This is a genomic window from Roseibium sp. RKSG952, from assembly GCF_009711355.1.
Window position 1 is genome coordinate 1 of the sequence record NZ_SMMF01000901.1, and the last position, 22,212, is coordinate 22,212.

Annotated in this window: 21 protein-coding genes; 7 read left to right on the forward strand and 14 right to left on the reverse strand. The window is 59.1% G+C overall.

Annotated features, from left to right (window positions below; all coding sequences use genetic code 11):
* The 10 genes from E1297_RS16550 to E1297_RS16595 form a co-directional block, all read right to left on the reverse strand.
* On the reverse strand, positions 1 to 2,057 hold a 2,057-nt coding region (locus E1297_RS16550; protein WP_155140164.1), incomplete at its 3' end, for a hypothetical protein.
* A gap of 452 nt (positions 2,058 to 2,509) precedes the next feature.
* Positions 2,510 to 3,547, reverse strand: coding sequence for a YcjF family protein (locus tag E1297_RS16555; RefSeq protein ID WP_155140166.1), 1,038 nt, complete (start codon positions 3,545 to 3,547; stop codon positions 2,510 to 2,512).
* A complete protein-coding gene (locus E1297_RS16560) occupies positions 3,544 to 5,022 on the reverse strand; it encodes a YcjX family protein (RefSeq protein WP_155140168.1) in 1,479 nt (492 codons plus the stop codon). The genes E1297_RS16555 and E1297_RS16560 overlap by 4 nt, the downstream gene beginning before the upstream one ends.
* Before the next feature lie 51 nt (positions 5,023 to 5,073).
* Positions 5,074 to 5,613: a histidine phosphatase family protein gene (locus E1297_RS16565; protein ID WP_209015818.1), complete on the reverse strand. Its 540-nt coding sequence runs from the start codon at positions 5,611 to 5,613 to the stop codon at positions 5,074 to 5,076.
* A 48-nt stretch (positions 5,614 to 5,661) separates the two neighbouring features.
* Positions 5,662 to 6,234, reverse strand: coding sequence for a hypothetical protein (locus E1297_RS16570; protein WP_155140170.1), 573 nt, complete (start codon positions 6,232 to 6,234; stop codon positions 5,662 to 5,664).
* Positions 6,235 to 6,250: 16 nt separating this feature from the next.
* Complete coding sequence (locus tag E1297_RS16575) at positions 6,251 to 7,096, reverse strand: MoxR family ATPase (protein WP_155140172.1); 846 nt, start codon at positions 7,094 to 7,096, stop codon at positions 6,251 to 6,253.
* 338 nt (positions 7,097 to 7,434) lie between these two features.
* Positions 7,435 to 7,824, reverse strand: a complete 390-nt coding sequence (locus E1297_RS16580; protein WP_155140174.1) for a hypothetical protein — start codon at positions 7,822 to 7,824, stop codon at positions 7,435 to 7,437.
* A gap of 252 nt (positions 7,825 to 8,076) precedes the next feature.
* Complete coding sequence (locus E1297_RS16585) at positions 8,077 to 8,484, reverse strand: hypothetical protein (RefSeq protein WP_209015819.1); 408 nt, start codon at positions 8,482 to 8,484, stop codon at positions 8,077 to 8,079.
* The gene (locus tag E1297_RS16590; protein WP_155140178.1) at positions 8,484 to 8,792 is read right to left on the reverse strand and encodes a rod-binding protein; all 309 of its coding nucleotides are present in this window, start codon (positions 8,790 to 8,792) and stop codon (positions 8,484 to 8,486) included. The genes E1297_RS16585 and E1297_RS16590 overlap by 1 nt, the downstream gene beginning before the upstream one ends.
* Positions 8,792 to 9,889 (reverse strand): flagellar basal body P-ring protein FlgI, encoded by a 1,098-nt coding sequence (locus E1297_RS16595; protein WP_155140228.1) that lies wholly within the window; start codon positions 9,887 to 9,889, stop codon positions 8,792 to 8,794. Before E1297_RS16595 ends, E1297_RS16590 begins: the two co-directional genes overlap by 1 nt.
* Positions 9,890 to 10,200: 311 nt before the next feature.
* Between E1297_RS16595 and E1297_RS16600 the strand changes: the two genes are divergently transcribed.
* Positions 10,201 to 10,656, forward strand: a complete 456-nt coding sequence (locus E1297_RS16600) for a flagellar assembly protein FliX (RefSeq protein WP_209015820.1) — start codon at positions 10,201 to 10,203, stop codon at positions 10,654 to 10,656.
* A 165-nt stretch (positions 10,657 to 10,821) separates the two neighbouring features.
* Positions 10,822 to 11,238 carry an RNA polymerase-binding protein DksA gene (dksA, locus tag E1297_RS16605; protein ID WP_155140180.1) on the forward strand — a complete coding sequence of 139 codons (417 nt, stop codon included), beginning with the start codon at positions 10,822 to 10,824 and terminating at the stop codon, positions 11,236 to 11,238.
* Between the two features lie 210 nt (positions 11,239 to 11,448).
* On the opposite strand, the gene flgH is transcribed toward dksA, so the two are convergent.
* The 4 genes from flgH to flgF are packed head-to-tail and all read right to left on the reverse strand — an operon-like array spanning position 11,449 to position 14,737.
* Positions 11,449 to 12,198: a flagellar basal body L-ring protein FlgH gene (flgH, locus tag E1297_RS16610; RefSeq protein ID WP_155140182.1), complete on the reverse strand. Its 750-nt coding sequence runs from the start codon at positions 12,196 to 12,198 to the stop codon at positions 11,449 to 11,451.
* Complete coding sequence (gene flgA / locus E1297_RS16615; protein WP_155140184.1) at positions 12,198 to 13,172, reverse strand: flagellar basal body P-ring formation chaperone FlgA; 975 nt, start codon at positions 13,170 to 13,172, stop codon at positions 12,198 to 12,200. Before flgA ends, flgH begins: the two co-directional genes overlap by 1 nt.
* 14 nt (positions 13,173 to 13,186) lie before the next feature.
* On the reverse strand, positions 13,187 to 13,969 hold the full coding sequence (flgG, locus tag E1297_RS16620) for a flagellar basal-body rod protein FlgG (protein ID WP_155140186.1): 783 nt from the start codon (positions 13,967 to 13,969) through the stop codon (positions 13,187 to 13,189).
* Positions 13,970 to 13,993: 24 nt separating this feature from the next.
* Positions 13,994 to 14,737, reverse strand: coding sequence for a flagellar basal-body rod protein FlgF (gene flgF, locus E1297_RS16625; RefSeq protein WP_209015821.1), 744 nt, complete (start codon positions 14,735 to 14,737; stop codon positions 13,994 to 13,996).
* 272 nt (positions 14,738 to 15,009) lie between these two features.
* On the opposite strand from flgF, the gene E1297_RS16630 reads away from it, so the two are divergent.
* The 5 genes from E1297_RS16630 (at position 15,010) to E1297_RS16650 (ending at position 22,167) form a co-directional block, all read left to right on the forward strand.
* On the forward strand, positions 15,010 to 15,534 hold the full coding sequence (locus tag E1297_RS16630) for a flagellar basal body-associated FliL family protein (protein ID WP_155140188.1): 525 nt from the start codon (positions 15,010 to 15,012) through the stop codon (positions 15,532 to 15,534).
* A 51-nt stretch (positions 15,535 to 15,585) separates the two neighbouring features.
* The gene (fliM, locus tag E1297_RS16635) at positions 15,586 to 16,782 is read left to right on the forward strand and encodes a flagellar motor switch protein FliM (protein ID WP_155140234.1); all 1,197 of its coding nucleotides are present in this window, start codon (positions 15,586 to 15,588) and stop codon (positions 16,780 to 16,782) included.
* Positions 16,779 to 17,273 carry a DUF6468 domain-containing protein gene (locus E1297_RS16640; RefSeq protein ID WP_155140190.1) on the forward strand — a complete coding sequence of 165 codons (495 nt, stop codon included), beginning with the start codon at positions 16,779 to 16,781 and terminating at the stop codon, positions 17,271 to 17,273. Before fliM ends, E1297_RS16640 begins: the two co-directional genes overlap by 4 nt.
* On the forward strand, positions 17,270 to 17,986 hold the full coding sequence (locus tag E1297_RS16645) for a MotE family protein (protein ID WP_155140191.1): 717 nt from the start codon (positions 17,270 to 17,272) through the stop codon (positions 17,984 to 17,986). The genes E1297_RS16640 and E1297_RS16645 overlap by 4 nt, the downstream gene beginning before the upstream one ends.
* Before the next feature lie 92 nt (positions 17,987 to 18,078).
* On the forward strand, positions 18,079 to 22,167 hold the full coding sequence (locus E1297_RS16650; RefSeq protein WP_209015823.1) for a tetratricopeptide repeat protein: 4,089 nt from the start codon (positions 18,079 to 18,081) through the stop codon (positions 22,165 to 22,167).
* Positions 22,168 to 22,212 lie beyond the last annotated feature (45 nt).

The window sequence follows — 22,212 nt, forward strand, 5'->3', positions numbered from 1 at the left end:
CCGGTGTTGGTCAGGCTGGCATTGTCGCCGGAGATGCGAAGCGCGCTGCCTTCGGCCCCGGTTGCCTGCAACAGCCCGGAGTTTGCGACCTCTGCGTCATTTCCAATGATCTCGACACCGTCGGTCCCGTTGATCGTGCCGGAATTCACAAGCGAGGCGCCGGTGCTCTCAATAACGATTGCTGTGCCGTCTTCCCCGAGTGCGACAATCGTCCCGGAATTCGTAACCCTTGCGATCTCGCCGTCAATGCCAATGCCGTAGGAGCCGCGTCCGTTTGCCGTGATCGTCCCGTTATTGACGATGGACGTCATGTCAGACCCGCTCAGGATCGCCTGCGAATCCGCGCCGCCAGCGACAATGTTGCCGGTGTTTTCCAGTTCGATGGTGGTGCCGAAATTCGAGATTATGACACCACTTTCATCGCCGTCGGCAACCAGCGAGCCGGAATTGGTGATCATTGCATCGGAGTACGCGTCCACCAAAATCGCAGCTGACAGTTCACCTGCGGTCGCAATCGTTCCGCTGTTGTCGATCTCGGCTTGCGTGTAGTCGATCTGTAGCCCATGGGCATGGTTGCCGCCAGTGGAGACGACGCCGGAATTCTCGAAAGCGAATGTTTCGCTTTCATTGTAGATTGCGGTTGAGCCGTCGCCAGCTGTTGAAATCGTTCCGGAATTCGTAACTCGGACCGGTCCGGAAAACACGTTTGTTGTGATGGCTCGCGCACCCTTACCAGCGGTGAAAATTGTTCCGCTGTTGGATAAATCAAACTCGCCATTGGAACTGGAGGAATAGTCAGTGGCGTTAGCTTCGTTCCCGGATGTGGAAATTGTTCCGGTGTTGGTAAGATTTGCCGTTTCACCGCTGAGGGCAATCGCAAATGCGGCCTCCCCGCTGGTGGATAATTCCCCGCTATTGTAAATTTCGCTTGTGGGGCTGCGGGCAAGAACCCCATAAGCTCCATAGGCGGAAGTCGAGATCATTCCGGAGTTGTGTAACGAAAACAAGCCTGATGAATAGTCACTATAGTGGACGCCAATGCCCTCCAATCCATATGTCAGGATTTCGCCGGAGTTGGAAATGTGTCCGTTTGTTCCGTTAATTCGGATTGCGTCAGATCCAATTCCCGCCGAATGAATGCTGCCATCGTTTTCAAGATATGCGGCATCTCCGGAAATAAAGATCCCATAGCCTAAATCGCTAGTCTGGCCTAGTTCGCCGGAGTTGGAAATCTGGGCACCATTTCCTGCTACCCTGAGCGAAGCGACTTCGGATGCGGATGGCAGGCGGGTCTCGTTGCCGAAAAGCGTACCAGCGTTCTGAAATGAAGCGTTGTTACCATAAATAATCACATTACCGTTTACGCTGCCGCTGTTTATAAAATCAGTATTTTCGCCGAGGAGGTACGCTGCAATGTTTTGATCTTCCGAATTCGACAAGGTTCCGGAGTTTGTAAAGTGAAAGTTATTAGCGTTATTGTATAGAGCTACACCATTATTTGTATCCAGGGTGATGGCTCCTGAGTTTTTAAAGGTGAAATCATCTCCATAGTTTGCAATAGAGTTACTATCATAATAAAAATATGAATTTGAATTTGTGGTTGAGGAGATTGATGATGTGTTGCTGAGTGTTACATCATTGCCATGATTGACGATGGCACTGGCGGCGTAGATACCCGTTGCAGACACTGATCCCTTGTTCTGAATGAACGAGTTATCGCCGTAATTGGCGATTGTAGTAGAGTAATAGCTAAAATTTCCGATGCTTCCATCATTGAGCAAACTTTGCTCTTCCGCTAGAAGCGTTACCGCTTGCGATGAGCCATTATAATACCACCAAGATGTAAAAATCTCCCCTCCTTGGTCGACTCTTCCTTCATCACCGGGTTCGGTAAGAACTTTCCTAGATGTTACAAAGGAACCGGTTTCGACGGTGAAACCGGCAGAAAAAACGGGTTGTGAAACGGCCAGGGCGCTGACTGTGCTCAGCAGTGAAAGGGCCAAGCCTTTCATCAGAAAATGTGGCTTGGCAGTTTTGGAAAAGGCAATCTTGGACAATGGCTTTGGCTCTGTGAAATCAACTTCCAGAGTTAATTTTCTGGAAGTTGCATTAATAGGTAGGTGATTTGTTTCGAAAATTATCTATTAGCCAGTCAGTAAGCAACCACAAATTGAAGGGGGTAAGCGCTTAAATTGCCTTTGGAATCGAATGTGGCTTTGGCGCATCTTGTGATTTGGTTTGGGGATTTGGTGCGCGCAGCCGACCGGGGGAACGCTACCGAGAAGAACTGCGGCGCTGCACCAATATTGGGCACGTTATGATTGGTGGAGCAACAAGGGATTGAAAACGCCCTTCGGCAGGCAGAGCCCTTGTCTCAAAATCTCTGGGATGTCACTGAAGGCAAGGGCTCATGAAGCGCCTGAAGGCTTTCCTGATGGATTGGCGCTTCAGTCTAAGAAGCATGTATGGCGCAGAATGTCGCGGCTGAATGTACCCGACGAAATGGGGGTCAGTCCTGTTTTTCCGCCGACTTCACCAGTTCGCTCATGAAGTCGGACACGGTCGGGCCGCTGGAGCCGATGAACGGGGCGGGGCGGCAGACGGAGATGGCGGCAATGCCGATCCGGGCCGTCAAAATCCCGTTGATCACACCTTCTCCGAGCCGCGCCGAGAGCCGGGCGGCCAGACCATGGCCCAGAACCTGCGAGGCGATGCTGTCGCCTGCCGCCATGCCGCCGGTGACGGCCAGATGGGTGGCCACATGTTTTGCAAGCCGCAGGAAGCCGATGGTGCCGGGCCGTCCACCATAAAGGGCGGACAGGCGCCGGATGATGCGCATGTTTTCAAACAGGACCATCAGCAGATCGACAAGGGCGCGCGGGCTTACCGCCGTGACCACCGAAACGCGCTTGGCGCTGTTCATGACAATCCGGCGGGCTTCCTGGTCGAGTGGGCTGAGCAGGTCACGCTCGGCAAGCAGAACCAGATCCCGGCCATCAATCACTTCGCGCATGTGACCGGCAAGATCCCGGCGTCCGCGCGCGGTTTCCGGCCGGTCCTGATAGAGACTGACAAGCCCGTTCAGATGCGTGCGGGCAGCCTTGGCATCATCCGTGTCGGCGGCTTCCTGCAAACCTTCGCGCAAGTGGTCGATCTTGGCCAGACGGCCAAGCGCCAGAACCTCGCGGGTGACAAGGCCGATCAGCCCGAAAACGGCTATGGCGGTCAGCGCAAGGCCGAGGTAGCCCAGCCAGTCGGTGCGGTTGAAGAGATCGCGGATCAGCGAATCAATGGCAAGGCCGAAGGCCAGACTGACCAGCCCTCCAAGACCGGCCGCGAGCCATTTGCCGAAGCCGAAGGCTTTCTTGGGGGCTGCCGGAGCAGATACTGTTTCGGTCGCAAACGGATCGGGACCTTCACTGACAACAGCTTCGTTGTGAAGCGGTTCGGCTGAAGAGCCGTCGCTCAGGCGGACGCTGTCATCATCCAGCCGGAACGCGGCAGGTTTGCGTTTCGGCGTGCCGGTCGTGGGGGTGTGGCCGGTCATGCGAGCCTGTCTCCCATCAAGAATTCCAGGGCCCGGTCGAGCCGGATATGGGGCAGCGACAAGGTCAGGCCTTCCGCCGTCGTGTCCAGCCGGGGAGGGCGGAACCGCAGGAATTGCAGAGCCTTGTCACCGGGATCGTACTCGCCCGCTCGCTTTGAAAACAGGCTCTCCGGGTCTGCGGGCAGATCCCCCGGGAACATGGCGATTTCGGTGTGTCCGTCATATTCGTCGCCATTGACCCGTTCACCCGGCAAAGGCGTGCCGAGGATTGCGGGCAGGTCCTCGCCGCGATGCCTGACCGTGGCCTCCCGGGTCGCCCGGACCGCTGCCATGGCCAGCACATCCACCTTGGCTCCCCTGAACTCGGCATAATCAATGCCGCCTGCAACGAGGTGTTTCAGGACGGCTTCCAGCCGGTCGTGGTCCTCGCGATTGAGGTGATCGGCCTTGGTTGCGGCAAACAGGATCCGGTCGATCCGCCTTGTGAGGACCGACGAGAGCCACGTCCGTTTGCCGGGCCGGAACGATGTCAGCACTTCGCCGAGCGCGATCTCCAGATCCTTAAGCGCGTCCGGGCCCGCATTGATGGCATGAAGCACATCGACCAGCACGATCTGCCGGTCGAGCCGGGCAAAGTGGTCCCGGAAGAACGGCCGGATCACGTGCGTCTTGTAGGACTCAAAGCGCCGTTCCATCATCGCGCGGAGCGTGCCTGTCCGGGCCGGTTGCGCGCCGGCTGGTATGTCGAGCGGCGCGAAGGTGAGCGCCGGAGAGCCGTCCAGATCGCCGGGCATCAGAAACCGCCCCGGCGGCAGCATCGACAAGGCATGCGCATCGGATCTGCAGGCGGCCAGATAGGTCTTGAAGGCCTTGGCGAGCGTTTGCGCATCCTGTTCGTTCTCCGGGGCTTCCGGATCAATCTCGGCAAGGGCTTCGAGATAGGGGGCGGCGAGGCCGGACCGGTTCGGCGCGCGGGCGAGTTGCAGGGCATCGGCCGAGAAATCGCGAAACTCCTTGGCGAGAAGCGGCAGGTCCAGCAGCCATTCGCCGGGATAGTCGATCAGGTCGATATGGATCTTGCCGCGCCCGAACTTGCGGGAGAAAAAATGCGCGCTTTCAAAATCCAGTGTCAGCCTCAACTCGGACACCTGCCGGGTGGATTGCGGCCAGACCCGTTCATGGACGAGGGCCGCCACGTGGCTTTCGTACTCGAAACGGGGCACCGCATCGTCGGGCTGCGGTTGCAGGGTTGCGCCGGACAGGCGGCCTCCCGCTGCGGCGCCAAACACCGGCAACCGGCCGCCATGCAGAAGATTGTGCACCAGCGCGGTGATAAATACGGTTTTTCCTGCCCGGGCCAGCCCGGTGACCCCCAACCTGAGGCTCGGAACCGCAAGATCCGAGGCCGCACCCGTGATGTTGGCGAGGACCAGCCGGGCCTCGTCCGTTAGTGCATTAAAAGAATTCAATGTCATGCCTCCGCCGGACATGTAGGCGTCGCGCTCCGGATGTGCAAACGCTGAAAATCACTCAGGGCCTGATCCGTTGTCCGGCAGGTCGCGCGGCTTGACGAAACGGGACAGATGTCCGCTGCCGGGTGTGACCTGATCCCAGCGCTTGATGTCAAACTCGAAAACGGCCAGGGCCGCGGTTGGAAACCTGACCTGCATGTCCCGTTTCAGCGCGGGGTCTCCGGCACCTGCCAAGTCGAGGGCCGTCTGTTCGGTTGCCGAATTGTGGCCGATGACCAGAAGGCTGCCGGCGCTGTGTCCCGATGACCTGATGATCGGCAGATAGCTGCCGCTCAAATGGCCGTCATAAAGATCCTGCCGGATGTCGATGCGGTGTTCATGGCGGAAAGCCAGGTTGAGTGGTGCAAGGGTTTCTCGGGTCCGCTGTGCCGAAGAACACAGAATAAGATCCGGGTGAAGCCGGTGTTCCCTGAGATAGGCTGCCATCAGGCGCGCAGCCCTTTGTCCGCGCGCGTTCAAAGGGCGGTCGATATCGTGCAGCCGCGCATCGCTCCAGTCCGATTTTGCATGTCTGAGAAGCATCAGCTGTAACACGGCGGGTCTCCGGGTGTTTTCTGGTTTCCTTGCTGCTGGCGCAGGTCATTACTGCAAGGCTGCGAGGGCGTGGCGAAAGCCGTTGACGAGCCACACAAGATCATCTTCCCGTTCCGGCGCCGGGTAGGACAGCCACAAGGAATAATCGGCATTCGCGCCTTCAAAGTACCACAGGGTTTCGCAGCGCGGTTCTTCTTGGTTCCAGGGCCGTGTCTTAAAGGAAATGCCACCCGCAGCAATCCCGGTCTTGTCCACTTTTTCAAAACCTGCAAGCCGGTAGGCCTTCAGATGCTCGCGGGCGACGGCGTGACCGGTGCCGGGCCTGTGCTGGCGCAACACGGCGGTCATATCGCCTCGCGCAGCGTAGACACATCCCGCCATGCGGCCCATATCCGCAGCCAGAACCTTCGTTCTGGAGGCGGAGCCGATGGTGTCCGGGCATCGCAGCCCTGAAAAGTGTCTCAAGCCCCTGAGATCCGGGACCCAGCCGACCGCAACCTCGTGCGAAAGGGACTGGCCGTTGACTTCGGCAGGCAGCATTGGCGCAAGAAGGAGAGCAGCGCACAGCGCTGCCCGGCGGCCAGCCTTGACTGTGATTGCGGAAAAACCCCGGCGCTGCATCCGTTCGAAACCCCGGTCAACCGCGTTCGCGGCGGGCCATGAACGCCAGGCGCTCGAACAAGTGCACATCCTGCTCGTTTTTCAAAAGCGCGCCGTGAAGTGGCGGAATCAGTTTCTTGGCGTCGGACTGGCGCAGCGTTTCCGCATCGACGTCCTCATTGACCAGAAGCTTGATCCAGTCGATCAGTTCGGACGTGGAGGGCTTTTTCTTGAGGCCCGGGACGTCACGGACCTGATAGAACAGCGACAAGGCTTCTCTCAGCAGCCGGGGCTTGAGGCCGGGGAAGTGCACTTCCACGATCTCAGTCATGGTCTCGGCATCCGGGAACTTGATGAAATGGAAGAAGCAGCGGCGCAGGAACGCGTCGGGCAGATCCTTTTCATTGTTCGATGTGATGATCACCACGGGCCGTTGCCGGGCCTTGACCGTTTCGCCGGTCTCGTAGACGTGGAACTCCATCCGGTCGAGTTCGAGCAGCAGGTCGTTCGGAAACTCGATATCGGCCTTGTCGATCTCGTCGATCAGGAGAACAGGCCGGTGGGGCGCGGCGAAGGCTTCCCAAAGCTTGCCCTTGCGGATGTAGTTGTTGATGTCCTTGACCCGTTCGTCACCAAGCTGGCTGTCGCGCAACCGGGAGACGGCGTCATACTCGTAAAGGCCCTGTTGCGCCTTGGTGGTCGACTTGACGTGCCATTCGATCAGCGGTGTTTCGAGAGCGGCCGCGACCTGTTGCGCAAGTACTGTCTTTCCGGTGCCCGGTTCCCCTTTCACGAGAAGGGGGCGTTCAAGCGCGACCGCCGCATTCACGGCAATGCGAAGATCTTCCGTTGCAATGTAACTGTCAGTTCCTTCAAACCGCATGGACCAATTTCTCTCCAGTGTAAACCGCGCAGAGACTAGGGATCGTTCCGGGTCTGCGCAAGACGCCATTACGTCAAAGTAACATCAAGGTGCCGGAAACGCTCCCTTCCAACGAACGGAGGCGTTATTGATCCGGCCGGCTCTCGCCAGATCCGGCACACGCTAAAGGTGGGTGGGGGCAATTTTCTATAAAGATACGGGAATGCCGAACTGCACTCCCGACGGCAGCAACGCACAATAAGGCCCCGGTCCGCTCCCGGACAACCAACGTATGACGTCCGGTTTGCAAACAGCGACCAGGAAACAGTGCATGTTGGCGGTGGCACCGCTCCCTGTTTCTAGGCGGTACGCTCCAGTGGCTGGGTGTGCAGACTGCTGTCCAGTTCCTGCTGCTGAACCGAATAAGCTCTTAATTTACGAACTGTTTCGGTAGGAATCTGGCGAACGATTTCGCCGGTTTCACTGTCTGTTGCGACATATATGACGCTGCGGCTTTCCGGATCGAGCTTGTTGTTGCGATCCAGAGACAGATCACGGGCAATCTGGAGAATACGCCGGGCCGCATCATCCGCAGCCCGGTTGCTTGCCTCAAGGTCTTCCATTGGTGAAACGGTTTGACTGGCCGGCAATTCGGTTGCAGCGGCCGGTTCAATCCGGTCCAAGGCTTTCGCCACCGGCGTGATCGCCGTGTATGACGGCAAGGCCGGACGGGCCATTCCCACATCCATTGCATCATCCTCCCGGGCGGTCCTATCGCCCGTGTTGGTGAAGGGTATTCCAAACGCACGATTCTACTATTATGAAAAGTTACAGGTTTTTGTTCGCCAACTCAACTGCTAATGCGCGCCGATGCTGTCTGCAATGCTTGATCAATGCATGTGAAAACACAGCAGAAACCTTGAACTGCGCTATTTTCGGTGTCAGAGGCAATTGCGGAGCGGGTCTGTGCGGGAGTTCCTGTTGTGGCCGGTCGTATCAGACTACCGTACCTGCTCCGATGCTCTGGAGGCGGCTTCCATCACGGAACTGGAGACTTCCCTGGCAGTTGACAGAACGGCCAGATTGAGGCGCAGGATCGGTTGAAAATCGTTGTGCTGGCGCCGCAAGGCCTGAACGCGGACCGGAGCCAGGTTGCCGAGAACAACAGCGTGGTTTCGCGCGCAAAGCATACCGCGTGTGTATTCATGAATGAGGCGTGCCTTGTCCGGTTGCAGACTGCCTGCCGCGATCAGATTACCGGCCCGGACCAGTTCGGTTTCCTGTTTGATGATCGCCAGCAGGGCACCCATGGTTGTGGTGAGAGCCTGACAGAATTGCTCGGCCTCTTGCTGGCTGCCCGGGCGATCCGTCGAAAAGGGCAGATCATTACCGGCGGCTTTGCTGGACATCATCCGACCTCCTGAAGCGCGAGCAACTCCCGCTCGACATGATCCGCAAGGCCGATGCCTCCGGAAGCCGCAATTGATTTTGCGTATTCGTTTACAAGCAGCCCCTGCCACGCTTCCGCGCCATGGCCGCTCCCCCATGTGCCGCCTTCTTCCAGGCCGGTAAACATGTTCTGCAGCATGTTGTGCAGGAACACGGCTTCGAACTCCTCGGCAGCTTCGCGAACAGCAGTCCGGTTGGACCGGTCGACCCCGGACAAGGCGTCGTGAGGGTTCTTTTGCTGGGTCAGTGATTGCGGGCTTTCAAGCATCACAGCACCTCGATTTCGGCCTGAAGCGCCCCTGAGGCCTTGATCGCCTGCAGGATGGAAATCATGTCTCGCGGGCCAATTCCAAGCGCGTTGAGCCCGTCGACCAGCTGCTTCAGGGTCACGGTATCCGGAACAATTGCAAGTTTGGCATCGGGATCGTCATTGACGTTGATATCCGTGCGCGGAACAACAACAGTCTGGCCATCGGAAAACGGGAGCGGTTGAGACACCTGCGGGGTCTCCGTGATCGTGACGGTCAGGTTGCCCTGTGCCACTGCCACCATGGAAACCTTGACGTCCTGGCCCATCACGATGATCCCGGAATTCTCGTCGATCACAACGCGGGCAGCCAGATCCGGCTCGACAATGAGTTGCTCGATATCGGTGAGGAGGTCGACAATGTTCCCTTCAAAGCGTCGTGGCAGGTCTATGCGGACAGTGGCAGGGTCCATGGGTTCTGCGGTCGGCAGCCCGATCAGTTCGTTGATGGACAGTGCAACGCGCCGGGCCGTGGTCAGATCGGGATTGCGCAAGGCAAGGCGGACGCTTGTCATTGAGGCCAGCTTGAATTCGACCTCACGCTCGACCAGGGCGCCATTGGCAATGCGTCCGGACGTGGGAACGCCGCGTGTGACTGTCGCGGCATCGCCCTGCGCCGAAAATCCGCCGATGGCAACCGACCCCTGCGCGATCGCGTAAACCTCACCGTCCGCGCCGACAAGCGGCGTGACCAGGAGCGTGCCTCCTTGCAGGGATTCAGCGTTTCCAAGGGCGCTGACATTGACGTCGATCCGCGTCCCTTGTGTGGAAAACGGCGGCAGGTTTGCCGTGACCATCACGGCGGCAACCGTATCGGTGTCGAGGTCGACATCCCGTGTATTGACGCCAAGCCGTTCCAGCATGGCTTGAAGGCTTTGCCGGGTGAAGGGGGCATCGCGCAGGGCGTCGCCCGTTCCGTTCAGGCCGACAACCAGCCCGTATCCGATCAGCTGGTTTTCACGAATGCCTTCAAAGTCTGCAATGTCCTTGATTCGGGAGGCTGCCAGAGCAGATGGAACGGACAGCAGCAGAAGCGTGATCAACAGGAAGCCTGCCATCAACCGCCTGATGGTGCGATCCGATATCACAGTTTTTGTGCCCATCTCTTTTCCCGTAATGATTTCACCGGCGCAACTGGATCGCAGCGCAATCGGCCCCTGACATTTGAGTATCACTAAGCGAATACCGTGCCAGTTTACTGCACTTCAAGTTTTGTGCGGATGCTGCGGTTTCACAAGGTTGTTTGGGTTTTGATGGACGCGGCATGCTTGCCGGGCCCGGAAAAATGCTCATATAGGATTGCTGTTAATCGGCAATAATTGCCCGGAAGCGCAGGCTCCGGTAGTCTGGCGCAATATGGCAGGCCGGCATGGACCGGTTCGTACAGATGGCACGGATCACAAACATGCGCATAAACAACAATAATCCCGTCTCGGGTTTGCAGGCCCGGAGAGCGAAAAAACAGACATCCGGTTCAAGCCAGACATTCCAGCCGGAGACGGCTGGCGACGAGACAACCGCCCAGTCGGTGTCTGCGGCAGGCGGTATTCAGGGCATGGATGCATTGCTCGCGCTTCAGGAAGTGGACACCAGTGCCCGGCGCAGCGAAGCGGCCATGCGCCATGGTCATGGCCTTCTGGACAATCTCGAATGGTTGCGGGCCGACCTGCTGGCGGGACATGTTCCGGAGGATCGGCTGGAGTTGCTGGCGGAGACGGTAGATGCCGGGGTTCAAAGCGGCGACCCGGGGATTGATTCTGTTCTGAAAGAGATTGAGCTGCGCGTCAAAGTCGAACTCGCCAAGTTGGGCCGATTCTCCCGCTGAAGGTGACGCATGGTTGCTTTCATTTCGTTGGATAAGTGCACAAAAATTGGCAACCAATTGTAATGTATAACAAAAATGTGCTTACAATTTCGAAAAATGCACCGTTGTGGGTTCGGGGCGACGAGGATATAGTGCGCCCGGCATAACGGTAATCCGGAGCTATCGATGACGGTTGAACTCGAGTCTGACTATCGACCCACAGAAGACGAGCCGTTCATGAATGACAGGCAGCGGGAGTATTTCAAAAACAAACTGCTGCAATGGAAAGATGACATTCTGAAGGAGAGCAAGGAAACCCTTACAACCCTTCAAGAGGAAAGCCAGAACCACCCAGATTTTGCCGATCGGGCCTCTTCGGAAACCGACCGGTCGATCGAACTGCGGGCTCGTGACCGCCAGCGCAAGTTGATTTCCAAAATCGACGCTGCTCTCGAGCGGATTTCGGATGGCAGCTACGGGTATTGTGAGGAAACAGGCGAACCGATTTCCCTGCGCCGCCTGGAAGCCCGTCCGATTGCGACCCTGTCGATCGAGGCTCAGGAGGCACATGAGCGCCGGGAGAAGGTTTACCGCGACGACTGATCGTCTTTGTCTTTCAAGTAACGGTTGACTTCATGCCTCTCGCGACCTCGTCCGGGAGGCATTTTTTGTATTGGGCGAGGCCTGGAAGGGATGGCGCCGGTTTCAAAAGGAAACGGGCACGGTGTTCGGGGAGCGACCACCGTGCCCGTTCCGTGTCTGCTGGCCGAATGTCGAAAACGTCTGGCCAGCGGGGAGACCGGATATCGGGGATCAGAAGGGCAGAAGAATATCCAGAACCTGATTGCCGACGCGTTGCTGTTGCACATCGGTGATCTGACCGCGTCCGCCGTAACCGATCCGGGCTTCTGCGATCTTCTCGCTTGCAATCGTGTTGTCGGAGGTGATGTCTTCCGGGCGGACAATGCCGGCGACAATCAGTTCGCGAACTTCGAAGTTCACGCGCACTTCTTGCCGGCCTTCGATGACCATGTTGCCGTTCGGCAGGACTTGCAGAACAACGGCGGCAACGCTGGTTCTCAGGGTTTCCGCACGGTCGACGCTGCCTTCGCCCTCGAACTCCATGTTGGTATCGACCGATGCCAGGTTGCTGGCCGCCATGCCTGCCGGGAGGAAAACCGTATCGATCGCGGTGCCAAGCGCGCCGCCCGTTCCGGTCGAGCTGGTGTCGCTCCGGCTGCGTTCCGTCTTGTTGTCGATCTGGGCTTCATCCGTGATCGTCACGAGCACGGTCAAAATGTCGCCGATCTGGCTTGCGCGCTGGTCTTCGAAGAAGGCCCGGTTCCCGGACCGCCAGAGCGAGTTCGGATTGTAATGCGCCTTGACCGGTTCGGGCATGGGCATCTGAACCGGCCGGTAACCCGCCGTTGTGGTTGGATCCTGGATCGCGTTCAGGGCGGGCTGTTTGCCGACCTGCGAAAGCCGGTCGGCGGTTCCGCAGGCGCTGACGAGTGTTGCCAGTGCCAAACTTGCAAGAACAGTCTTTTGCTTCCTGGCCAACATCAGTTGATCCCCTGGTTCAGGCTGGCAACCACCGGTGCGTTGAGTTGAACGCGAACCTGGCCGCGCGAAAGGACGATTGCCGGAACGATCCTGCGTGACTGCAGGTTCATGACATCAATCGTGTCGCCCTCGGCTCCATCCTCCATGGCCTGCCCGCGGGTGGTCAGTTTCATGCCCGGCATGAAATAGGTCACGGTCAGTTTGTCGCCGCGTGCGATCAGGACCGGACGCTCGAAGTCCTGCCGGCTGAGCGGAGCGTTGGCGCGCAAGGCATTGCGCGCCGCCAGTCCGACCAGTTCGGTCGCATCGGTCAATGCGCGGGCAGGGACCTGGGAGCGGGCCATCCGCACGCTTGTCAGGTCTTCGGCCTTGACGATCTGGCCGCGCCGCAAGGGTTGAGCCAGTGCTGCGACTTCGACCACTTCACGGGCGATACCGCGCAAGTTGACGAGGTCTTCGCCGTGCTGGTCGTGAACACTCAGATAAATGTCGAACCGGCCGTCGTTGCGAGACCACAGGACGCGGCTTGCCTTGAGCGGTTCATCCGCCTTCGGGTCAACGTGAATGGTTGACGGCGGGCGGTAGAAGGACACATCCAGATTGTCTTGCTGAATGGAGGCATCCCGTCCCGCCAGCGTTTTCCGGATGAAGTCCTTGAGCCGCTCGGCGTCATAGGTCTCCGCCAGGCGCCGAACCTCAACCTCGCGCAAGCCGTTCGTCCCCGCGCCGGTCAATCCGGCGGCTAGCGCCCGGCGGGCCACCACGTCGGCGGGGACCTTGCCGGATGTTCCCATGTCCGGGGCGCGAAAAAGCGGCACATCTGCGGAGGTGCCCGCATTTGCGTAAAAGTCTCCAACCGTAACAATCTCTGCGAATGTACGGACTTCCGCACGCAAGATCGGCGTGTCCGTGGCAGCCGCGGGCTGCGCCAGGGCCAGAAACACCATGCCCGCCAGTGTCAGAAGACGTCTCATGACCTCACCTGTCCTCACCGGAGTTGCGACGTGGTCGAGTACATTTCGTCGGCGGCCTGAATCACCTTGGAGTTCATTTCATAAGCCCGCTGGGCGGAAATCAGGTCCGCGATTTCGGTGACCGCGTCGACATTGGCCATTTCGAGAAAATATTGCTGAACATCGCCGAAGCCGTCATTGCCCGGATTGTCGACTTGCGGCGCGCCGCTGGCCTCGGTTTCGAGGAACAGGTTGTCACCAACCGCTTCAAGACCCGATTTGTTGACGAAGCGGGCAAGCTCGATCTGTCCGAGATTGACGACCGCACCATCCGGATCGACGATCTGGACCGTCCCGTCCGACGAGATCGTGATATCCTGTCCGTCTTCGGGGATCTCGATGCCCGACAGAACCTGATAGCCATCGACAGTCACCAGTGTCCCGTCGGCATCAAGTTCGAAGGAACCGTCGCGGGTATAGGCCGTGGTGCCGTCGGGCAGCTCGATCTGGAAAAACCCTTCTCCCCGGATCGCGATGTCCAGTTCATTGCTTGTTTGCTCCAGCGAGCCCTGCGACATGATATGGGCTGTCGCGGCGACCTTGACGCCGGAACCGATCTGGACACCGGTCGGCACAATGGTGCCGGCATCCGATGTCTCTGTGCCCATGCGGCGCAGGTTCTGATACAGCAGGTCCTGAAAATCCACGCGCTGGCGCTTGTATCCGGTGGTCCGCAAGTTGGCGACATTGTTCGAAATGACTTCGACATTGCGCTCTTGCGCTTTCATGCCTGTCGCGGCGGTGTGGAGTGCTTTCATGATCTTCTATCCCTGTGCGCGCGATCAGGCTTCAAGTTTGCCGAGTGTGGAAATCGCCTGCTTGCGCAGGTCGTCGCTGTCCTTGACGTATTGAGAAATGCTGGAATATGCCCGCTGGATCTCGATCAGACGGGTCATTTCCATGACGCCTTCGACGTTTGACTGCTCGACCGCCCCCTGGTGCAAGCGGATGTTGTCGACCGGAAACGGTGCAGCGCCTGCAAACAGCGCGTCTCCGACCTGCTCAAGGGTCTGCGGGTTCTCGAAATCGACGATCTGGATCCGCCCGCGCACCCCTTGTGCGGTCGAGATGGTTCCGTCCCGGGCAATTTCGACCTTGCCATCGTCATTGTTGAAGAAGATCGGCCCGGTTTCGGTCAGGACGGCCTGGCCTTCGGCGGTCACCAGCATGCCCTGGCTGTCGAGATGAAACGCGCCGTTGCGCGTGTAGCCCTGTTCGCCTTCGGGCCGTTCGACGACAAAGAAGCCATCGCCTTCGATCGCAAGATCGAACTCATTGCCGGACTGCTTGATTGCGCCGATTTCGAAATCGGTGAAAGTCGCCGCATCATGGACATAGGAGAGCGTCTGGTCCGCGTTCGGAAATCCGGATGCCTCGGCAACCGGCATGAGAAACTCCTGAAAGACGGCCCGTTGGGACTTGTAGCCGCTGGTGTTGATGTTGGCCATGTTGTTGGCGACAACGTCCAGCTGATTCCTTAACGCGGTCTGCCGCGACAGCGCGACAAGTTGTGCGTTCTCCATCATAAATGATTCCTCAATTGCTCCCCGATGAGCCGCAGACCTCCCCAGATCTTTGGCTCCAGATTAAAAAAAGCACGGATCGTGCCAACCAATAAGCTTTTGAGAAACCAGTGTAAAAGCACCAATCAGCGGATGCGTTTGGCAAAACTTTCCGGCACAAATTGTCGTCATGGCAATTCTTGCCGGGTTGGGCGTGGTTAACAAATTGGTAACTTGTCGTTAACCATTAACGCTTTAGAAACCTATGGGCGAAATAGCGCCATTTGGGGTTGGGGATGGCTAACGATACGGCTGCAGACGGCGATGTTGACGCCGGTGCGGAAGCAAAGGCAACTGCGAAATCCCGCAGCAGACGGCTTGTGCTGTTCTCGCTGTTTGGTGCGCTGTTTCTGATACTGATTGCGGGCACGGCCTATTACATCCTTTACGCCGAGGACGGACCTGCGCTGATGCGCGATACGTCTGTCACGGTCGCCGGTGGCGGCGGGTTTCAGCGGCCGGTGGTGTTTTTCGACCTTCCGGAAATGACCGTGAATCTGGCAACCGAGGGCCGCACGACCTATTTGCGGGTCCGGATTGCGCTTGAGGTCGAAAACCGGGCCATGATCGAGCAAATCCAGCCCTTCATGCCGCGCATTCTGGATGCATTTCAGATTTATCTCCGCGAGCTGCGCCCGGCGGATCTTGAAGGGTCCGCTGGGCTATTCAGGCTCAAGGAAGAGCTGTTGCGGCGAATCAATCTGGCTGTTTATCCGGCGCGCGTGGAAGGCGTTCTCTTCAAGGAGATCCTCGTTCAATGAAGGTGCATCATGGCGAACATTGACGATGATGATGTCCTGTCTGAAGAAGATATGGCGGATGCCTGGGGCGTAGCGCTTGCAGAGCAGGGTACCGGCGGCCCGGACGATGACGATCTGGCAGCAGCCTGGGGCGCGGCTCTGGAAGAGCAGGGGGCAGGCAATTCCGACGATATGGCAGCACAATGGGCTGCCATGATCGACGACAGCGAGCCGGACCTGGAAAACGCCACCAGAGGGGCCGACCGTGTTCTCAATCAGGAGGAAATCGACAACCTTCTGGGCTTCAACATCGAGGACACGATTGCCGGGGAGCAAAGCGGCATCCGGGCCCTCATCAACTCGGCAATGGTGTCCTACGAGCGCCTGCCGATGCTGGAAATCGTGTTCGACCGCCTGGTGCGGCTGACCACGACATCCCTGCGCAATTTCACCTCCGACAATGTGGAAGTATCGCTCGATTCGATCAGTTCCGTCCGGTTCGGAGACTATTTGAGCTCGATCCCGCTTCCGGCGATCCTCGGGGTTTTCAAGGCGGAGGAATGGGACGGTTTCGGGCTTGTAACCGTCGAATCCAGTCTGATCTACTCGATTATCGACGTGCTTCTGGGCGGAGGGCGCGGCACGACGGCCGCGCGTGTCGAAGGCCGCCCCTATACCACCATCGAAACCAATCTGGTGCAGCAGATGGTGGAACTCATTCTGCAAGACGCGATGCAGGCGTTTGCCCCGCTGTCTCCGGTGCATTTCAATCTTGAACGGCTTGAGACGAACCCGCGTTTTGCAGCGATCTCGCGGCCTGCAAATGCCGCGATCCTCGTGGAGTTGCGGATCGACATGGAAGACCGCGGCGGCACTGTCGAAATCATGCTGCCCTACGCCACGCTGGAGCCGATCCGCGATCTTCTGCTTCAGATGTTCATGGGTGAGAAATTCGGCCGCGACCCGATCTGGGAAGGCCATCTGGCCACTGAAATCCACGCTGCCGAGGTCGAGGTCGCTGCGGTGTTGTACGAGACATACTTGCCGCTCGGGCGCGTTTTGAACCTGGATGTCGGCCAAACCCTTGTGTTTGATCTCGAACCGAGTGATCCGATCACCGTCAAGTGCAAGAATGTTCCGTTGACCGAGGGAACGCTCGGGAAGGTGGATGATTCGATTGCCATCCGCGTTTCGAAGAACCTGAAAAAACCGAAAATGACACTGGCCGCCTTCGAGCGGGCCCTGCAAAGCGAATTGGAGACCTCATGAGCACCTTGCCCATCGGGATGATGATCGAAGCCCTGGTTGCGGTCTTGCTTGTGGTGACAATTGGCTATTGCTGGATGCTGAACAACCGGCTTCAGCGTCTGCGGTCTGACGAACAGACCCTGCGCGCCACCATCTCCGAGCTGATGACGGCAACCGAAATTGCCGAAAGGGCGATCATCGGTTTGAAAGCCACGGCCAACGAAGCGGACGAGACCCTCGGCAACCGGCTGCAGGAGGCGGAACGGATGTCCTTGCAACTGTCCGAGCAGCTGGACGAAGGCGATGCGGTCTTTGACCGGATCAGCCAGATCGCCGTAGCCGCCCGGACCACGGAACCCGGCCGCGGGGCACCTTCGCAACAGTTTGCTCCCGCCACGGCTCAATCCCCCCGCACCCGGCCAAGCCGGACACAGGAGATCCGAAGCGCTGCGTCAGAAGCCGCGGCACGTCTGGAACGGATCCGCCGCCGGGCGGAAGGTGCGGCTGCATGAATGTGAGACTGCTTCCCCTGGTCGCGATCTCGGCGGGTGCCTTGCTCCTGCTGAAGCTGCTGGGATTTGCATTCAACGAGGAACCCCGTGTTGCGGCCGTTCGCGAAGCCGTCGCTCAAAACGTGAATACACAGCCCGCACCGCCGCCGGACACCCTGGATGTTCCGCCATTGCCGGAGGGCGCAGACGGACCGTTCAGACCGTTGCCCGCCTTCCCGGACAATCTGGAAATAGGAGGCTCTGCGGCCGAGCGCGCGGTGCTTGAAAGCCTGGGGAAACGACGCGAGACATTGGCGGAGCAGGAGGGGCAGCTCGAGCTGCGCGAGAAGCTCCTGCAGGCGACAGAGCAGCGCATCCAGCAGAAGCTCGATGAACTGAAACTCATGGAGGCGCGGATCGAAACGGCGGTCCAGCAGCAGGAGCAAAAGGAAGACGCCGAGATTGCCGGACTGGTGACGATGTATGAGAACATGAAGGCCAAGGATGCAGCGCGGATTTTCGATCAGCTGAACATCACTGTGCTGATGAAGATCGTCCGCCAGATGAACCCCCGCAAGATGGCCGACATTCTGGGAAGGATGTCCCCGGATGCAGCGGAGCGCTTGACCATGGCCATGGCCGGCGAAAACGACGTTGTTGCTGCGCGGGAACAGGTCCCGATGGCGCGGATGCCGGTCGAACCGGCCGATTTGCCGAAAATCCCGTCCAACTGACCGGGCAAGATGCACTTTAAGGCACCGATGTAGTGGCGCATTAACCTCCCTTCGCGTAAAACGGGAGGTGGTAAGCTGCGGGGAAGACGGGCGTGAAAAAGCGCAACATCAATTTGACGGCCAACGAAATGCGTTGGGGGGCAAGGGTCCGGTCTGGCGTTTACAGTGCCGTTCAGTGCATTATCCTTGGCCTTGCCGTCCTGTACCTGACCATATCCTCCGCAAGCGCCCAGACCGGCGTTCCGGTTGCGGTTGAAGCGGCTGCGCAGCCCGGCTATGGCCGGATGATCTTGACGTTCAAGGACCGGACACTTCTGCCAAACTATGATGCGGTTATCACCGGAGGTGTCCTGCGCATTTCCTTCGAGGAGCCGATAGACATCAACGTGGATGATGTCCCGCTCTATCTCGGCGATTACATCAGCATTGCACGCAGCGATCCGGATGGCAGTGCGATTCGTTTTGCGCTGAAGGAGCGCTTTCGCATCAACACGCTTGAGGCCGGAGAAAAGCTGTTTGTCGACCTGTTGCCTTCAACCTGGCAAGGGCATCCACCCGGCCTTCCTGACGATGTTGTCCGGGACCTTGCGCAACGTGCGGAAGAGGCCCTGCGGCGCGCCCGGTCGCTTGAACAGGCGCGATTGAAAGCACAGGAGGGACCGGCCGTCAGTTTGCGGGTCGGACAGCATCCCACATTCACCCGGCTGGTGTTTGACTGGTCGATCCTGTTCGACAGTGCCTTTGTCCGCGAAGACGACCTGATTCGGGTCACGTTCAATCATCCGGCCCAACTGGACGTCTCCGAACTGAAAGCCCGGTTGCCGGACGGTGTCGTCGATGCGACCGCTTTTCTCGACGAGGGAAAACTGAAGTTCTTGATGCGTGTCGAGCCGTCGGTGGACATTCGGGCGTTCCGTGAAGACCGGACCTATGTCATCGACATAACGCCGAACCGGCCCGGCAACGCCACGGATTCGGTGAATGCCCTGATCGACAGCCGCTTGTCGGGCACAATGAATGACTCGTGGGAGGATGTTGTTGTCGCCACCGGGGTGCGGCCCGGCGATGGTCCTGCAGAAATTAGACGTGTCGACGGTCACCAGGCAGGAAGTCAAGGGGCGGCATCCGGGACGGAAGCCGATACTGCGGTCGCGTTTGACGGCGTACCTCCGGCACAGGACACGCCTCCGGCGCCCCGGACGCAAAGGGAAGCGCCTGCCACGGCGGCTGCGTCTGCTGCGGATAACCAGGCTGCAGTTCCCGGTGCCGTGAGCTCGGCGGCAACAGACGTGCCGCCAACAAGCAGACTTGCATCGAACATTCCAAGGCGGAAGCCGATTTTGCCGTCGCAGGCCGAAGGCGGTTCATCCCGATCTGGAACGCCTCTGGCGGTTCCGCCGCCCGACACTTCTGAACAGCGTCCGCCAGCCGCCTCTCAGGCGGCCTTGCAGCCGGAGCCGAAGCTTCAGGTTGGTTCCCCTCCGGCCGTTCCGGAGGCTGTCGGAGGCGAGCCTGTATCCCCGCCTGCAGATGTTGCGGAGAATCAGCCGCGCCCGGTCCCGGCGCCTGCATCGGCTGCCGCTGATGAGGTTGCCTCTGCCGCGATTGGGGGGCAAACCCGAAGTTACTCACGTGGGGCGGATCGGGACGTGCCGCCGCCCATGGACCTGAATGTCGACAGCGCAACAAGCGATGTCTGGCGCGCAAATGGCGGGCGCAATCACGCGGACGCAGGATCGCCCGAACAGCCGCCTGAAAATGCCGGTGACGAAGCCCGGGCCTTTGTTGCCGCCGAGGCGCGGCGGATCGGAAACACGGTCCGCGTCGTGTTTCCGTTCTCGGAGCCCGTTGCCAGTGCGGTCTTCCGGCGGGACAGCAGCATCTGGCTGGTGTTTGACACCGATGCGACGATAGACGTGCGTGCTCTGGCATCAGCCCTTTCCGATACTGCGGAGGAGGTTTCCGTTCGCCAGTATGACGGCTATCAGACGCTGCGCATGGATATGGTTGACCCGGTGCTGGCCACGGCAGGGATTGACGGGAATGCCTGGTCCCTCGTGATCGGTGACCTGATCATAGAGCCTTCGATCCCGCTGAAGCTTGAGCGGAATGTACTCGGTGACGGCGAAGCGGCGCTTCGCGTGTTGTTCAAGCAGCCGCACGCCATCCGGCAGATTGAAGACCCGTTCGTGGGGGACACGATCACGCTGGTTACCGGCTTCGGCCCGCCGCGCGGCCTTTTGAAGACACAAAGTTTTGTCGATCTGGATGCCCTGAGCTCGGCTCACGGGATTGCAATCGCTCCGAGGTCCGACGGTGTCAGTCTTGCGATTGTTGGCGATGATGTCCTGATCCAGCGGGATGGCGGACTGTTCCTGTCCAACAGGAACCTTCGAACCGGCTCAAGTGTGTTCAACAATGTGATCGATCCGAACGGTCCCGGTCATGTGGAGTTTGTGGCCCTGTCGACCAATGGGCCCGGGTCCTATCGGGACCGGTTGCATTCCTTGCAAGACCGTCTCAGCGCAGCGCCGGAAGGTGATCGCCGCGAAATCCTGATGGAGATGTCCCGGTTCTATCTGGCCCATCAATTCGCGCCGGAAGCCCTCGGGCTGATGAAGCTTGCGGTCGAGGAAGATCCGGCCCTTGCGGAGAACAGTTCGTTCAACCTGATGATGGGTGCGGCTCAGGCCATGGCCAACAGGCCGGAAGAGGCGCATCCTTATTTGAACCGGCCCGACCTCAAGAACAGTCCTGATGCCGCGATCTGGCAAACCATTGTTGATACCGCCTTGGGAAACTGGACGAGTGCCCGCATATCCATGCCACGGGGACGGGCCGTTATCGGAAACTATCCGGCTCCGATCCAGGCGGAGTTCAACCTTGCCGCAGCCCAGGCCATGATCGAGTCCAATGACTTCGGAGTGGCCAGCGGGATCCTCGCAGAGATCGAACCGAGTTCGGTGTCCGCGGCGCAGGCGGCGCGCTATGACATTCTGAGGGGCCGGGTTGCCGATGCCTCCGGGCGTTCCCGGGAAGCCCTGACCGTCTTTGACATGGTGATGAAGTCCGATGACCGGCCGCGTGCTGCAGAAGCCGAGTACCGCGCCTTGCAGATCCGGTACCGGGACGGGGATTTGGGGATCGATGAAGCCATCCACCGGCTTTCGGGGCTGGCAACGTCCTGGAGGGGGGATGAGATCGAGCTCAAGACCCTGCGGTTTCTGGCGCGGCTTCAGGCGGAAAAGGGCAATTACCGGGAGGCTTTCGAGGCCATGAAATCCGCTCTGCAGGCGGATGCGGACGCGGATACGACGCGGCTTTTGCAGGAAGAGATGAAGGCGCTGTTTGCCACGCTCTATCTTGACGGCAAGGTTGACGTGTTGTCGCCGATCAAGGCGCTTGCCCTCTATTACGACTTCCGCGAATTGACGCCGGTTGGCCGTCAGGGTGATGAAATGGTTCGTGTTCTGGCAAAGCGTCTCGTGGAAGTGGACCTGCTCGACCAGGCGGCCGAACTGTTGCGCCATCAGGTCGATAACCGGCTCAAGGGTGCTGCCCGTGCCCAGATAGCCGCTGATCTGGCTGCGATCTACCTTATGGACCGGAAGCAGGAAGAGGCGCTGCGGGTGTTGAGCATCACCCGGCAGAGCAATCTGCCCTCCACGCTGGAGCGCCAACGCAACATTGTCGAAGCGCGGGCGCTGACTGCAAGTGGCCGTCCCGATCTGGCGCTGGAACTGGTGCGGAACATGCGCGGCGCTGATGTTGACCGGCTGCGTGCCGACACGTTCTGGGCGGCCCAGAGCTGGCGGGAAGCAGGCGAGGAGCTTGAGGCCATGCACGGGTCAAGGTGGTCGGACCACATTGCCCTGGCCCCGCAAGAGCGTGAGGACATTCTCAGGGCCGCGATTGCCTATTCCCTTGCCGGGGACCAACTCAGTCTGGACCGGCTTCGGACCAAATACATGCAAAAGATGTCCGATAGCGAACACGCTCTGGCCTTCGAGGTTGTCACAAGACCGATCGAGACGCAGGGCGTCGAGTTTCTCGAAGTTGCCAACGCGCTCGCCAACACCGATACGCTGGAAACCTTCATGGACGAGTATCGGCGGCAATACATGACCCCGGCCTCGGACACGGGGCAGGTGGCGGCAGCCAACGGGAATGCCGAATCCTGAAGCGGCCTGCTGTAGAGCACAGCCAATGCAATGGGATGGCGTGCA